Raw genomic sequence first — 14,368 nt, 5'->3', positions numbered from 1 at the left:
GTTTCACAAAAATAATGACTCGCAAGACTAACATGTTGACGCTCCTTTACTTTTTCTTAAAGGGTATTATAGCAGACTCTTGAAATTTTGAAAAGACATTTTAGAGAATTTTCTGAAAATTTTTGCAATTATTTCTCCTGCCCTGACCTTTGTCATCGGATTTTAAACAGTTAAAGACTGCTTGACACTGGTCGGCTATGGTATAATAGAAATGCCTTTTCGATAACGATAGAGGAGAAAACTATGACAAAACAAAAAATTGCCGTCTTGGGTCCTGGTTCCTGGGGAACTGCCCTATCACAGGTGCTCAATGACAACGGACACGAAGTCCGTATCTGGGGAAATATCCCTGAACAAATCGCTGAAATCAACACCAGCCACACCAATACCCGTTACTTTAAGGATGCGGTCTTGGACCCTGCTATTGTGGCTTATGATGACTTAACTGAAGCCTTGGCTGATGTGGATGCTATTTTATTTGTTGTCCCAACCAAGGTCACACGTCTGGTCGCCCAGCAAGTTGCTGAGGTTTTAGACCACCCTGCGGTCATCATGCATGCTTCTAAGGGCTTAGAACCTGGCACTCACGAACGCCTGTCGACCATTTTGGAAGAAGAAATTCCTAGCGAACTCCGCAGTGACATTGTGGTCATTTCAGGTCCTAGCCACGCTGAAGAAACTATCGTGCGGGATTTGACTTTGATTACCGCAGCATCCATTGACCCTGAGACAGCTGCCTATGCCCAAGCTCTCTTTAGTAATAATTACTTCCGCCTCTACACCAATTCAGATGTTATCGGTGTTGAAACGGCTGGCGCTCTCAAGAATATTATCGCTGTTGGAGCGGGAGCCCTAGCTGGTATGGGCTATGGAGACAATGCCAAAGCTGCTGTTATCACCCGTGGCTTAGCCGAGATTACCCGCTTAGGTGTCAAAATGGGGGCAAAACCGCTTACCTACAGTGGCCTATCTGGTGTTGGTGACTTAATTGTTACAGGAACATCCGTCCATTCTCGCAACTGGCGGGCTGGCTATGCTCTAGGTCAAGGAGAGAAACTCGAGGATGTTGAACGCAACATGGGCATGGTCATCGAAGGTATTTCCACGACCAAGGTTGCCTATGAATTGGCCCAAGAACTGGATGTCTATATGCCTATCACAACGGCTATCTACCGTGTGATTTACCAAGGCGCTGATGTCAAAGAAGCCATCCTCAATATGATGCAAAATGAATTTCGTTCTGAAAACGAATGGGCAGAATAACCCCCAACAAAAAAATAAAGGAGTCCCTATGCTAATGAAAAAGAAAGTCCGTAAAGCCGTTATCCCTGCTGCAGGTCTAGGAACCCGCTTTTTGCCAGCAACTAAGGCCTTGGCCAAGGAAATGTTGCCCATTGTCGATAAACCGACCATTCAGTTTATCGTCGAAGAAGCTCTCAAATCTGGTATCGAAGAAATCCTGGTCGTGACAGGGAAGTCAAAACGTTCTATCGAAGATCACTTTGACTCTAACTTTGAACTCGAGTACAACTTGGAACAAAAGGGCAAAACAGACTTGCTCAAGTTAGTCAATGACACAACTGCTATCAATCTGCATTTCATTCGTCAAAGTCACCCACGTGGGCTGGGAGATGCTGTCTTACAGGCCAAAGCTTTTGTAGGGGATGAACCTTTTGTGGTTATGCTTGGGGATGACTTGATGGATATCACTGATGATCATGCGACACCATTAACCCAACAGTTGATTAATGATTATGATCAAACGCATGCTTCTACCATTGCCGTCATGCCTGTGCCACACGAAGATGTCTCTGCCTATGGTGTCATTGCCCCTCAAGGCGAAGGTAAAAATGGCCTTTACAGTGTCGAATCTTTTGTTGAAAAACCAAAACCAGAAGATGCACCAAGTGATTTGGCAATCATCGGACGCTACCTGTTGACCCCTGAAATTTTCACGATTTTAGAAACGCAAAAACCAGGTGCCGGTAATGAAATCCAATTGACCGATGCCATCGACACCCTCAATAAGACCCAACGCGTCTTTGCCCGTGAATTTACCGGTAAACGCTATGATGTCGGTGATAAATTTGGCTTTATGAAGACGTCAATTGATTACGCCCTACAACACCCTCAAGTTAAAGAAGACCTCAAGGCTTACCTCATCGAACTCGGTAAATCCCTAGATAATTCTGCAACCAGTCCAAAAGACAAGTAAACAAAAAAAGGTCTAAGATGCTATCTTAGGCCTTTTAGCATGGGGACAAACTGATTAAACCGGGAGGAACTAGGGAAGTCCGCCAATAGAAAGGACCCGGCCACTTCTAATCAGTAAGAACTAAGGCTTCCTGCCGTGAAAAAAACGCCTGAAACAGGTCTGTTTCAAGCGTTTAGCAACTTTGAGACACTAGGCTCAGCGTTAAGGCAAGCAATCCCTTAGGAATCGCTACGGTCTACTTCTCCCCAAAGGGAGGTCTTAGACATTTTTATGTCAGATGAGTACAAGCCCTCTCAAGCATCTCTTTCTACACGGGCAATGCACCAATCTACCAGTTCTTCTAAGCGAGAAAGTTGGTCGGTCATATGCAGATAACCAATAACGGCCTCAAAGCCCGTCGACATGCGATAGGTCACGATATCCGTATTTTTAGCCTTGGTATGGCTATTGGCATTACGGCCTCGCTTGTAGATAGCCTCTTCTTTTTCCGTCAACACCTTTTCGTCCATTAGTTGTGCCATCAAAGCAGCCTGGGCCTTGGCAGACACATAGCGGGTGGCTGCATAGTGCAAACGGTTAGGCTTGGTTAAGCCCTGAAAGATGAGATGCCGACGCACGTACATGCTATATACCGCATCCCCCTCAAAAGCCAAGGCCACACCATTGATGAGGTTGATGTCAATCACGTGTCCACCTCACCCCGTCTTTTGTATCCAGTAATTTAATCCCACGCGCCTGTAGGTCATCTCGGATTTTATCGGCAGTGGCAAAGTCACGATTGGCTCTCGCTTCTTGGCGTTTAGCAATCAAGTCCTCAATATCAGCATCCAAAGTCTCTGTTGCAAAGACAATTCCAAACACCTCCAAGATGCGAGCCAGACTATCTTTCACCTCTTGGTTATAATGCCCAGAATTAATCCATTTGGCCATATCAAAGACCACCGTAATCCCATTAGCCGTATTGAAATCCTCATCCATCGCAGCCACAAAACGCTCTTCAAACTCTTGCAGCTGTGTTGGATCAACGTCACCTGCAAAAGGTTGCTCGTAAGTATTTTGCAGATACTTCAAATTAACCTTAGCATCACGGAGAGCCTTCTCTGTAAAGTTAATCGGTTTTCGATAATGCTGTGTCGCAAAGAAGAAACGCAAGGTCTGACCTTCAATGGTCTCTAATGCATCATGCACCGTGATGAAATTCCCCAAAGACTTAGACATCTTGACATTGTCAATATTGACAAAACCATTGTGCATCCAGTAATTGGCAAAAGTCTTACCAGTCTTCGCTTCTGATTGCGCAATTTCATTGGTGTGGTGGGGAAACTCTAAATCGGCACCACCACCGTGAATGTCAATCGTGTCCCCCAACAGTTCCGTCGCCATAACGGAACACTCGATATGCCAACCTGGACGTCCTGGTCCCCAAGGACTGTCCCAAGAAATTTCATCAGCTTTTGCAGCCTTCCAAAGAGCAAAATCCACTGGATTTTCCTTGCGAGCGGTCTCTTCGTCTGTCCGGCCAGAAGCGCCAAGCTCCAAATCTTCTAAGGTTTTGTTGGCTAACTGAGCATAATGCTTGGACTTTTCTACTCGGAAATAAACATCCCCTTGGCTCTCGTAAGCATAACCCTTGGCGATCAAATCAGAGACAAATTGAATAATGGCCGGCATAAAATCAACTACTCGAGGGTGATGGGTCGCTGGTTTCACGCCCAACTCCGTCACATCTGCGCGAAAGGCTGCAATGTATTTGTCCGCAACTTCCTGAGGACTGATACCCTCTTCCAAGGCTCGGCGAATAATCTTGTCATCCACATCCGTGAAGTTAGAAACATAGGTCACCTCATAGCCACGGTACTCAAAATAGCGACGAATGGTATCAAAAGCCACCGTTGAACGCGCGTTTCCCACATGGATGTAGTTATAAACCGTAGGGCCACACACATACATTTTAACCTTATCTTCCTCAATAGGAACGAATTCCCGTAAACTGCGAGTCATTGTATCATAGATTTTCAACATACCGACACCACCAGAACTTGCCCAGGCAAGCCCTCATCCTTTCTCTTTCCTCACTTAAGTCTTGTTTTCCAGATGCGATAGACGTTGTAAGCATTTGCCAGTCCAAAAATCAGCCATAGCACACTAAAAAGAAACTCCGACCGATAAATAGTAGCCCCTAGCCGAAAAAGGCTATAGAGGAATAAAAAGACGCCTATGATCAGACTCAACCAGTATTGATTTTTTTTGTTCATTCGGTCGCCTCCTACAAACTCGACGAATAGTGACTTGCTTCACGCGCTTTTTCCAGTTTGCTCATGTAATAAGCCCGCTTTTCTTCTTCTTCATGAATCACAGGTTCATCTTTTTTGCCATGGACACGAACAATTTTTGCCGGAATACCAACAACTGTCACGTCACTAGGCACATCCGCAACAACCACAGCGCCAGCTCCTACCTTGGCTTGCTCGCCAATTTCAATCGGGCCGATAATCTGAGAATGGGCAGAAATCAGAGCGCCCTGACGAACAGTCGGATGGCGTTTCCCGGTATCTTTTCCAGTTCCTCCCAAGGTTACCCCATGATAGAGCAAGACCCCTCGTTCCACGATGGCCGTTTCCCCAATCACTAGCCCAGCCCCATGGTCAATAAAGACACCAGGAGCGATCTGCGCTCCTGGGTGAATCTCGATTTGTGTCAAAAAACGCCAAAACTGGCTATGCATCCGTGCTAGGAGCTTAAAGCCATGTCGCCACAGAAAATGGGATAAGCGATGCGCAGCTAGCGCTTTGACACCTGGATAGGTCAAAAGCACTTCCAGAGACGTCCGTGCCGCCGGATCATTTTCTTTTACAATATTGATGGTTTCTCTCCACCATCCCATACATACGCCTCCGTTTCTTATCGCCCTCTATCAGCTCAGTCTAAATTTGACCATTCAATCAGAACTTGTTGTTCATCAAAAGGATTGACGACTACACCTGTTGTGTCATCAATCTCAGACTCCTCAGCTGGCGGGTGGTAAATCTCATCCAAATTCCAAGCAAGAATCGTTCCCTGTTCCATCCGAAAAGGGGTTCCAAATTCTTGATTTTCATACCATTTGGCCAAACTAGCTACATTGGTGAAAATTGGAATAAAGCGATTGCCATGCGGGTCCGCCAATGTGGGGAAGGTCTGCGTATAGCGCCCTTCATCTAGCAGATTGATAATGGCAGGTACCAGATAAACTTTCTCTAAGAGGTCAGCTTTCTGATTTTCCGTACTTAAAAGTGGGTTTAAAATTTTGGTGTAATTCTTCATAAATTGCAACATGTCATTGTTGCGAAAGAGCGTCGAGTTCCCCGTGTCCCCTTTGGATTTAAGGTTATAGGCAAGCCCCGAAATACCGTTTAAGACCGCATCTTCTAAGACTTTCAAGGTTGGGCGTTTCACCCAGGTTTGTTTTTGAGCGTCTTCATTTTCTGCCTTAAAGGCCTTCAAATCTTTTTCATTCGTAAAGACAGGAATCACCATCTCCCCGCTGACGTCTACGATATAGGGCACACTTGACGCCAAAACCGGATAGTTATGCAATGCATACATGAGTTGGAGCCCCTTTAAAAAGTGGTCCGGTTGTTCAATAAATGCACGCAAACTTTGGTCAAGTTCATCTGATAATTGCTTAGGCATGCTGTTCATCCTCGCTATGTTTTCTTTCAGGTTTAGGCAATAGTGCTTTCATCGACACATTGAGCCGTCCCTTATCATCTTTATTTTGCAATATCACGCGCACACGATCTCCGACACTGACAACGTCTTCCATACGATCGGTACGTTCCCAAGCGACCTGCGAAATATGTAAAAATGCCTCTGTCTGTCCAAAAAGTCGGACAAAAGCACCATATTTCGTCAGTTTTGTCACCTCTGCCTCTTCATAAATCTCACCAATAACAGCCTCTCGTACAAGACCGGTAATCAAAGCAACCGCTTTTTGGTTAGCCTGGTCATCTGGTCCATAGACAAAAGTCTGTCCGTCATCTTCAATAGTTATCGCAACACCCGTTTGGGCAATAATGCGATCAATGGTTTCCCCACCTTTTCCAATAACGCGTTTAATTTTTCTACTGGAATAACTAGTCGGGCAATCCTAGGAGCCGTTGCAGCCAAACTAGGACGCGGCTGAGCAATCGTCTCAGCCATAGTGGCTAAGATCTCCAAACGTGCTTGTTTGGCCTGGGCCAAAGCTTGGGTCAAAAGTTCAACCGAAAGGCCAGAAACCTTAATATCCATTTGCAAGGCTGTAATCCCTGACTGTGTTCCTGCCACCTTAAAATCCATATCACCAAAGTGGTCTTCTGCCCCCTGGATATCCGTCAAGATAACCTGCTTATCCCCCTCTACTACCAGTCCCATGGCGATGCCAGCAACTGGAGCCGATATGGGAACTCCTCCGGCCATCAAAGCCAAACTCCCTGCACAAATGGCCGCCTGTGAACTTGAGCCGTTAGACTCCAATACCTCAGCAACCAAACGGATAGCATAGGGAAAATCTTCCAGAGAGGGTAATACCTCAGCCAAAGCACGCTCGCCAAGAGCCCCATGACCGAGTTCACGTCTTCCTGGCGCTCCATAGCGCCCCGTTTCCCCGACAGAGTAAGCTGGAAAGTTGTAATGATGCGTGAACCGCTGATGAAAAGCGGGAGCTAAGCCATCGACCAAGGGAGCCTCAGACATCGGTGCCAAAGTCAGACTAGATAAGACCTGGGTCTGCCCCCGTGTAAATAAACCTGAGCCGTGCACACTAGGAAGCTTATCTATCTGAACGTCTAGAGGACGTATCTCTTTAAGCCCCCGACGGTCAGGCCGCAAGCCCTCGTCAACAATCAGGCGACGGGTCGCCTTGGCCACTAGAGCTTGAAAAAGCTTTTGGAAATCCTCCTGCGTCCAAGTTAGCTCTGTCTCCGCCAAGCGATCTAAAAGCACCTGCTCTAACTTATCCAAGTCTAGTTTCGCAGCCTGCAAGGGAATACGCCTTAACAGGTCAACTAATGTGTCAAATGCCTCCTGAGTCAGCCAAGATTCTAATTGACTAGCTGTTACATCGCTGCTTTCTAGCGAACACTTTTCCTTGCCACAGGCTAACTGAATCTGTTTTTGAAAAGCCACTAATGCCTTAATGACCTCATGACCGATAGAAAAAGCATCACCGACAAGCTCCTCTGCCACTTCCTTAGCAGACCCTTCTAGCATAGTCAAAGAGCTCGCTGTTCCAGCCAAAGTCAAGTCCAAGCTAGATATTTCTGATAACTGATGAGACCAATCATTAGACAGTCCGCTTTCAGCATCATAAGCCAGCCTGGTCGCTGCTACCGGCCCTTCAAATGGTATATCTGATAAGGTCAAAGCTAAGGAAGACCCCAAAAGGGCTAAAAGACTAGGACTTACCGATGCATCATAAGACAGGACTGTGTTAACAATTTGTACCTCACGGTGTAACTCTTTCGGAAACAGAGGGCGCAAGGTCCGATCAATCATACGCGCCGCCAGAGTGGCCTCCAAAGAAGGACGCCCCTCTCGCTTTTTAAAACCGCCAGGGATTTTCCCTGCCGCATAAGCACGCTCTTCATATAGCACCTGCAAAGGGAAAAAGTCCTGCTGGCTGTCTACATCAGACATAACTGCCACACTTAGGACTGCGGTCCCTCCACACCTTACCAAACAAGCGCCATTGGCTTGTCTAGCCAGCTCTCCTGTTTCAACCTCGAGCGTTTTTCCTGCTAACTGAAATTCAAAACATTCCTTTGCCATATGACTTGCCTCTGCCATTTCCGAATTTTTCACAGTCGTTCACCGAAAATCTGAAAAAGACTTTAAAACAATTTTCCTATAGGGTCTATTCTAGCATAAATCCCTTAAAATCTAAACCTCAGGGCATCTAGCTACCCTACCATTGTACCATAAATAAGTAACCGCATACAGGTTCTCAGTGAAAAATCCTTGATAGCTTGCAGGGCATGCTTTCATAAAGATTAGCTGTCAAACAAAAAAACACCCCAGAGGGTGTTTTCCAGTGACGATTAACGACGCAGACCAAGTGAGCTGATCAAATCACGGTAGCGGTTAACGTCTGTACGACGAAGGTAAGCCAACAAGTTACGACGGTGACCGATTTTTTTCATCAATCCACGGTAAGTTGCATGGTCTTTTTGGTGTTGTTTGATGTGTTCGTTGAGGTGGTTGATTTCCCAAGTCAAAACAGCAACTTGTACTTCAACAGAACCTGTATCACCTTCGTGACGAGCATATTTTGCAATGATTTCGTTCTTTTTCTCTTTTGAGATTGCCATAATTTTTCTCCTTTTTTTGCTTTATCCGAGTGGCGGGTTGGCTTGCCCACAACCAAGAAAAAGTAGTTGTCATCAGACTTATACATTGTAGCAAACTCCCAAAAGCTTGTCAAGAATCACTAGGCTTTTTCAGCTGAGACCAGCAAACAGAAAATAAGGGCCTTCCTTGGATTTTCACTAGCCTTTGTGATATAGTAGAAGTCAGACAAAACTGAGGAGGAGCACATGTCTAAACAATCCAAACTGACCCAAGCAGCCCATGTTATTGATATGTCTGATATCATTCGCGAAGGCAACCCCACCTTACGCGAGGTTGCAGCAGACGTTACCTTTCCTTTATCAGACGAGGATATCATTTTGGGAGAGAAGATGATGCAATTCTTGCGCAATTCTCAGGACCCCATTATGGCTGAAAAATTAGGTCTCCGTGGCGGTGTTGGCTTAGCAGCTCCCCAACTGGACATCTCTAAGCGTATTATCGCTACTTTGGTTCCAAACCCAGAAGACAAGGATGGAAACCCACCAAAAGAAGCCTACAGTCTGGCAGAAGTCATGTACAACCCACGTGTTGTCGCCCATTCGGTTCAGGATGCTGCCTTAGCTGACGGCGAGGGCTGTCTCTCTGTTGACCGTGAGGTGCCCGGTTATGTCATCCGCCATGCACGGGTGACGGTTGACTATTTTGACAAAGATGGCAACAAACAACGGGCTAAATTTAAAGGATACAACGCCATTGTTGTTCAGCATGAAATCGATCATACCAATGGCATCATGTTTTACGACCACATTAACGCTGATGAGCCCTTCAAACAAGTTGATGGCTTACTCATCATCGAATAACTTAAAAGCGTCTAGGAAGATTCCTAGACGCTTTTAGCATGCTCTAAATATCAGCACGCACAGATAATTTTCACATAACTGCTTACTATTTCCCTAAAAAAGGTCCTCAAATAAACTCAACTGGTTATCTTCAGGCAAGCCACCTAATATCCCCATCTCATCCATTTTATCAACCAAAGTTTGAGATAGACCACCACGCTTACGGAGCTCTGTTTTAGACAAAAACTCACCTTCTTCACGAGCCCTTATCAGCTGTTTAGCTACGTTTTCTCCGAGACCGTCCAAGGCCACAAATGGCGGAATCAAGGTGTCGCCATCAATTAGAAACTCGGTGGCGTCACTCTTATAGAGGTCTAACTGACCGAAAGAAAAGCCACGCTCAAGCATTTCATTAACGATTTCCAAAGTGGTGTACAAATCTTTTTCCACGTTAGAAGCTTCGTTATTCTTTTGTTTGAGGGCAATTTCCTTCAACCGCTCCTTGACCGCTACAAGACCAGCACTCATGGTCTTGATATCAAAAGCCTTAGCACGGATGGAAAAATAGGCGCAATAATAATAAATGGGATAATGCACTTTGAAATAAGCCACCCGCAGTGCCATCAAAACATAGGCTGCCGCATGGGCCTTAGGGAACATGTACTTGATTTTTCCACAGGATTCGATATACCAATCCGGAACATTGTTTTCACGCATGGCCTGAATATAGCCATTACGCTCATCCTCAGAAATCTTCAACCACATGCCCTTACGCACGCGTTCCATAATGGTAAAGGCCATTTTAGGTTCTAGGCCACGGTGCATCAGATAGACCATGATATCATCCCGACAACCAATAACCGTAGACAAGTCAGCAATCCCTTCCTTAATCAGGTCTTGAGCATTGCCTAACCACACATCGGTCCCGTGCGATAAACCAGACAGCTGAAGCAATTCCGCAAATGTCGTCGGATGCGTTTCTTCAACCATGCCACGAACAAAATTGGTCCCAAATTCAGGGATTCCAAGCATCCCCGTCGGTGTTCCTATTTGTTCAGCCGTAACGCCCAAAATGTCAGTTCCTGAAAAGAGCGCCATCACACCTGGGTCATCTGCTGGAATATCCTTAGGGTCAATTCCAGACAAATCCTGCAACTTGCGTACCATCGTCGGATCATCATGCCCCAAAATATCAAGCTTTAAAACATTCTCGTCGATATCATGGAAATTAAAGTGGGTCGTTCGCCAACTTGCCTCAAGGTCATCTGCTGGGTACTGAATCGGTGTAAAATCATACACATTCATATAGTCAGGAATAACAACAATCCCCCCCGGGTGTTGCCCTGTACTCCGTTTAACCCCAGCAGCTCCCATGGCCAAACGATCAACTTCAGCATCATTATAATCCTTTTGGAAGTCACGTTCGTAACCTTTGACAAAGCCATAGGCTGTCCGATCCGCAACCGTCGATACCGTCCCAGCACGAAAAGCGTAATCTTCCCCAAAAATATCACGAACATCCAGATGGGCCAAAGGCTGGTCATCACCCGAGAAGTTCAAGTCAATATCAGGGACCTTGTCCCCATCAAAACCTAGGAAGGTCTCAAAAGGAATGTCTTGTCCATCTTTTCGAAAAGTTGTCCCACACTTCGGACAGTCCTTATTGGGCAAATCATAGCCAGAACCTACCGACCCATCCGTGATAAATTCAGACGTACGACACTGGGGACAGACATAATGAGGAGGCATAGGATTAACTTCCGTGATGCCAATCATGGTCGCCACAAAACTAGACCCAACAGACCCCCGTGACCCCACCAGGTAACCCCTGGCATTGGAACGATTCACCAACATCTGGGACGCCAGGTAAATCACCGCAAAGCCATTCCCCAAAATCGAAGTTAATTCTTTTTCAATCCGGCGGTCAATAATGTCTGGCAGAGGATTGCCGTAGAGCTCAAAAGCTTTGGCGTAGGTCATCTCAGCGACTTGTTCTTCAGCCCGCTCGATAAAAGGTGTATACAAGTCCTTCTTAACAACCTCAATGGCATCAAAACGCTCAGCTAGCGCATTTGGCTCTGTAATAACCAAACGTCTGGCTTCGGCTTCTCCCAAAAAGGCAAAATCATCTAACATCTCATTTGTCGTTCGAAAATGAGCCTCAGGAAGGGGAGCCGGTTGCGCCCCATCGCCTTTTCCGATTGGACGGTTGATAGGGGCCCCTTGCCCTAAACTTCTGACAATAATCTCGCGATAAATGGCATCTTCAGGGTCCAAATAATGCACATTCCCCGTTGCCAAAACAGGCTTATCCAAGCTTTGCCCGATAGCGACAAGATCTTGGATCGTTTTTTCAATCCCTTTTTCATCCTCAAACATATCTTGAGCCAGCAAAGGTCTGTACAAGGCAGGTGGCATGACCTCGATAAAGTCATAATAACGGGCAACTTCCACCGCTGCATCAAAGCCCTTAAGCAGCAAGGTATCAAAAACTTCACCATCTGAACAAGCCGTCCCCAACAAAAGCCCTTCGCGATGCGCATCCAAAACAGACCGTGGAATACGAGGAATCCCAGAAAAGTAAGTCACATTAGACAAACTAACCAACTTGAACATGTTGATTAATCCTTCTTGCGTTTGCACATAGATTGTCGTGTGATAAGGCTTGGCCTTTTGGTAGGAGTCCTCTCGAATTAGATCAAAATTCAACTGATTCAAATTGATGACCTTGTGCTTTTCCTTGGCCTCTTTCAAGAAGATAAACAGCAGACGTCCCGTTGCCTCCGCGTCAAAATTCGCCATATGATGGTGTTCCAGTGCAACTCCAAAACGTTTGGTCAGTGGTCCCAAACCATGCCTCTTATATTCAGGATACAAATTTCTTGCCAGTTCAATCGTATCAATGACTGGTTGTGTAATGGTTGGCAAACCGTAACGTTCATAGTTGGCATTCATAAAACCAACGTCAAAGCTAGCATTATGGGCAACTAAAATGGCCCCGTCACAAAATTCTTGAAAGGCTTTGAGCGTTTCCTCAATAGGCGGAGCATCCTTGACGTGATTGTCCGTAATTCCAGTCAGCTCCGTCGTAAATTTGCTCAAAGGATGACCAGGATTGATGAAGACATCAAACTCATCAATAATATTACCCTTTTGCATTTTTGAAGCAGCAATTTGAATCAACTGGTGATTCACCGCTGAAAGTCCCGTCGTTTCAACGTCAAACACAACATAAATGGCATCGTCCAACAAGCGGTCACTTGCGTTATAGGCGATCATCACCTGATCATCAACAATATTGGCCTCCAAGCCAAAGATGACTTTTACACCATTCTTCTTTCCAGCATGATAGCCATGTGGAAAACTTTGCACATTCCCATGATCTGTAATAGCAATAGCCGAATGCCCCCAGTCAGCCGCACGTTTAACCAAATCCTCAACCTCAGGAATAGCATCCATGGCGGACATATTCGTGTGAGCATGAAATTCTACCCGCTTCTCACCTTCAGGCATTAAATCCTTACGCATATCATGAGTAACAGCAACAGCATCACGAACATTCATTACCAGACTTCTCGTAAAACGGTTATCCTCAATATTCCCCCGTACGCGGACCCAAGCCCCTTTTTTGATAAAATCAAACCGCTTTAATTCTTCTTCATTACGTACCCATCTCTGCATTGTAAAACTAGAAGTATAGTCCGTCATCTTAAAGCTTAAGATAATCCGACCCGTCCTCGTGGTGCGTGCCTCAAAATCAAAGATTAGACCTTCAAAAACAACTTGGTTTTCTTCATCTGTGATTTCAACCATGGGGGTAACCGTTTGTTGCATCAAACCAGCTGAAGAACGCTTTTCCTCAACCTTTTCAAAAGTAAAGGTTGGTCTAGGCTCACTTGCCTCTTCAACCTTCTCGCGTTTTTCGGACTGCAAAATAGCCTCTTGCCCAAGCACTTCCGCCTCTTTTAACCGCTTTTGTTTACTCTCTTCGACAATCTGACGCTGAGCATCCCCCAACTCTCGATTTAAAACAAAAGCAATGTCACATTTTGGAAAACCACAGCCAACCAAAAAATCATTTATTAAGGGAAGATACTTCCTGTAGTAATAGCCATCATCCACATAATCAGGTACACGAAATTGAATTAAATTCTCTTGACATGATATGGAGTCAGCCCCATTATCTCCTGAAACTACGCGTTGCAACTCTGATGTCATTTTCACAAAAAGTTTTACATAATCTAATAAAACATCCGAATCTTGTGCAGAATAAGAAGATCTAATGTTAAAACTGATTGAAGTTTGGATACCCAATTGAGAAAAGGTTTCTACTAAGAGGCCACGAAAGATTCGGTACTCTTCAGCATCTAAAAGATTCGGAAAATCAAAGAAAAATTCCCAATGTCGACTCTTTTTATGGACAATAACCTTAGAAATCTCTGCATTTTGGAAATTCTCTTTACTTCTCAAATCACTTGGTAAACCGATTTGTTGGTAAAGTTGTAACATATCAGCAGCCATAATTTTCTCCTATAAACAAAAAAAGAATAGATTACTATCTATTCTTCCACTATACCGGCGGCCGGGGTCGAACCGGCACGTCCTTGCGGACACTGGATTTTGAGTCCAGCGCGTCTGCCAATTCCGCCACGCCGGCAAAGTGTAACTGGGGTAGCTGGATTCGAACCAACGCATGAGGGAGTCAAAGTCCCTTGCCTTACCGCTTGGCTATACCCCAATAATAAATAGGCGAGTGATGGGGATCGAACCCACGCATGCCAGAGCCACAATCTGGTGTGTTAACCACTTCACCACACCCGCCATATATTGTTTAACACGGGCAGTAGGAATTGAACCCACACTGAAGGTTTTGGAGACCTTAGTTCTACCTTTAAACTATGCCCGTATTATGGAAGGGGAGGGATTCGAACCCCCGAACCCGAAGGAGCGGATTTACAGTCCGCCGCGTTTAGCCACTTCGCTACCCTTCCAAATATTAAATTAT

General features: G+C 45.5%; 9 protein-coding genes, 5 tRNA genes and 1 pseudogene. 3 read left to right on the top strand and 12 right to left on the bottom strand.

Annotated features, from left to right (window positions below):
• Positions 1–243 precede the first annotated feature (243 nt).
• Positions 244–1,263, top strand: a complete 1,020-nt coding sequence (locus tag STRDD12_RS06200; RefSeq protein ID WP_066916281.1) for an NAD(P)H-dependent glycerol-3-phosphate dehydrogenase — start codon at positions 244–246, stop codon at positions 1,261–1,263.
• Between the two features lie 34 nt (positions 1,264–1,297).
• Positions 1,298–2,215, top strand: coding sequence for a UTP--glucose-1-phosphate uridylyltransferase GalU (gene galU / locus STRDD12_RS06195; protein ID WP_066916279.1), 918 nt, complete (start codon positions 1,298–1,300; stop codon positions 2,213–2,215).
• Between the two features lie 293 nt (positions 2,216–2,508).
• On the opposite strand, the gene STRDD12_RS06190 is transcribed toward galU, so the two are convergent.
• From STRDD12_RS06190 to rpsO, 6 genes and pseudogenes are all read right to left on the bottom strand, one after another.
• On the bottom strand, positions 2,509–2,901 hold the full coding sequence (locus tag STRDD12_RS06190) for a Mini-ribonuclease 3 (RefSeq protein ID WP_066916277.1): 393 nt from the start codon (positions 2,899–2,901) through the stop codon (positions 2,509–2,511).
• On the bottom strand, positions 2,894–4,237 hold the full coding sequence (gene cysS, locus STRDD12_RS06185) for a cysteine--tRNA ligase (protein ID WP_066916275.1): 1,344 nt from the start codon (positions 4,235–4,237) through the stop codon (positions 2,894–2,896). Before cysS ends, STRDD12_RS06190 begins: the two co-directional genes overlap by 8 nt.
• Positions 4,238–4,481: 244 nt before the next feature.
• The gene (cysE, locus tag STRDD12_RS06175) at positions 4,482–5,099 is read right to left on the bottom strand and encodes a serine O-acetyltransferase (protein ID WP_066916271.1); all 618 of its coding nucleotides are present in this window, start codon (positions 5,097–5,099) and stop codon (positions 4,482–4,484) included.
• Between the two features lie 35 nt (positions 5,100–5,134).
• A complete protein-coding gene (locus STRDD12_RS06170) occupies positions 5,135–5,887 on the bottom strand; it encodes an SseB family protein (RefSeq protein WP_066916269.1) in 753 nt (250 codons plus the stop codon).
• Positions 5,880–8,005, bottom strand: a pseudogene (locus tag STRDD12_RS06165) (polyribonucleotide nucleotidyltransferase). Before STRDD12_RS06165 ends, STRDD12_RS06170 begins: the two are co-directional and overlap by 8 nt.
• A 269-nt stretch (positions 8,006–8,274) precedes the next feature.
• On the bottom strand, positions 8,275–8,544 hold the full coding sequence (rpsO, locus tag STRDD12_RS06160) for a 30S ribosomal protein S15 (protein WP_066916267.1): 270 nt from the start codon (positions 8,542–8,544) through the stop codon (positions 8,275–8,277).
• 225 nt (positions 8,545–8,769) lie between these two features.
• On the opposite strand from rpsO, the gene def reads away from it, so the two are divergent.
• Positions 8,770–9,384 (top strand): peptide deformylase, encoded by a 615-nt coding sequence (gene def, locus STRDD12_RS06155; RefSeq protein WP_066916265.1) that lies wholly within the window; start codon positions 8,770–8,772, stop codon positions 9,382–9,384.
• A gap of 93 nt (positions 9,385–9,477) precedes the next feature.
• Here def and STRDD12_RS06150 read toward each other — a convergent pair whose 3' ends face one another.
• The 6 genes from STRDD12_RS06150 to STRDD12_RS06125 all read right to left on the bottom strand — a co-directional run bounded on the left by STRDD12_RS06150 (position 9,478) and on the right by STRDD12_RS06125 (position 14,354).
• Entirely contained in the window at positions 9,478–13,884 is a 4,407-nt protein-coding gene (locus tag STRDD12_RS06150; protein ID WP_066916263.1) for a PolC-type DNA polymerase III, read from the bottom strand.
• Positions 13,885–13,936: 52 nt separating this feature from the next.
• Positions 13,937–14,020, bottom strand: a tRNA-Leu gene (locus STRDD12_RS06145).
• A gap of 9 nt (positions 14,021–14,029) precedes the next feature.
• Positions 14,030–14,101, bottom strand: a tRNA-Gln gene (locus STRDD12_RS06140).
• Positions 14,102–14,111: 10 nt separating this feature from the next.
• A tRNA-His gene (locus STRDD12_RS06135) sits at positions 14,112–14,184 on the bottom strand.
• Between the two features lie 14 nt (positions 14,185–14,198).
• A tRNA-Trp gene (locus STRDD12_RS06130) sits at positions 14,199–14,269 on the bottom strand.
• A 4-nt stretch (positions 14,270–14,273) separates the two neighbouring features.
• Positions 14,274–14,354: transfer RNA gene (locus STRDD12_RS06125), tRNA-Tyr, on the bottom strand.
• Between the last annotated feature and the right edge of the window lie 14 nt (positions 14,355–14,368).

Origin of the sequence: Streptococcus sp. DD12 (genome assembly GCF_001578885.1) — a bacterium.
Classification (GTDB): Bacteria; Bacillota; Bacilli; order Lactobacillales; family Streptococcaceae; genus Streptococcus.
Note: the sequence above shows the minus strand (reverse complement) of the source record. Positions and strands in the feature narration are given on the sequence as shown.

Excerpts from the sequence above, each read along its gene's own strand:
- STRDD12_RS06200 (WP_066916281.1), top strand. The coding sequence starts at position 244 with ATGACAAAACAAAAAATTGCCGTCTTGGGTCCTGGTTCCTGGGGAACT.
- rpsO (WP_066916267.1), bottom strand. The coding sequence starts at position 8,544 with ATGGCAATCTCAAAAGAGAAAAAGAACGAAATCATTGCAAAATATGCT.
- STRDD12_RS06150 (WP_066916263.1), bottom strand. The coding sequence starts at position 13,884 with ATGGCTGCTGATATGTTACAACTTTACCAACAAATCGGTTTACCAAGT.
- cysS (WP_066916275.1), bottom strand. The coding sequence starts at position 4,237 with ATGTTGAAAATCTATGATACAATGACTCGCAGTTTACGGGAATTCGTT.
- cysE (WP_066916271.1), bottom strand. The coding sequence starts at position 5,099 with ATGGGATGGTGGAGAGAAACCATCAATATTGTAAAAGAAAATGATCCG.
- galU (WP_066916279.1), top strand. The coding sequence starts at position 1,298 with ATGAAAAAGAAAGTCCGTAAAGCCGTTATCCCTGCTGCAGGTCTAGGA.
- STRDD12_RS06170 (WP_066916269.1), bottom strand. The coding sequence starts at position 5,887 with ATGCCTAAGCAATTATCAGATGAACTTGACCAAAGTTTGCGTGCATTT.
- def (WP_066916265.1), top strand. The coding sequence starts at position 8,770 with ATGTCTAAACAATCCAAACTGACCCAAGCAGCCCATGTTATTGATATG.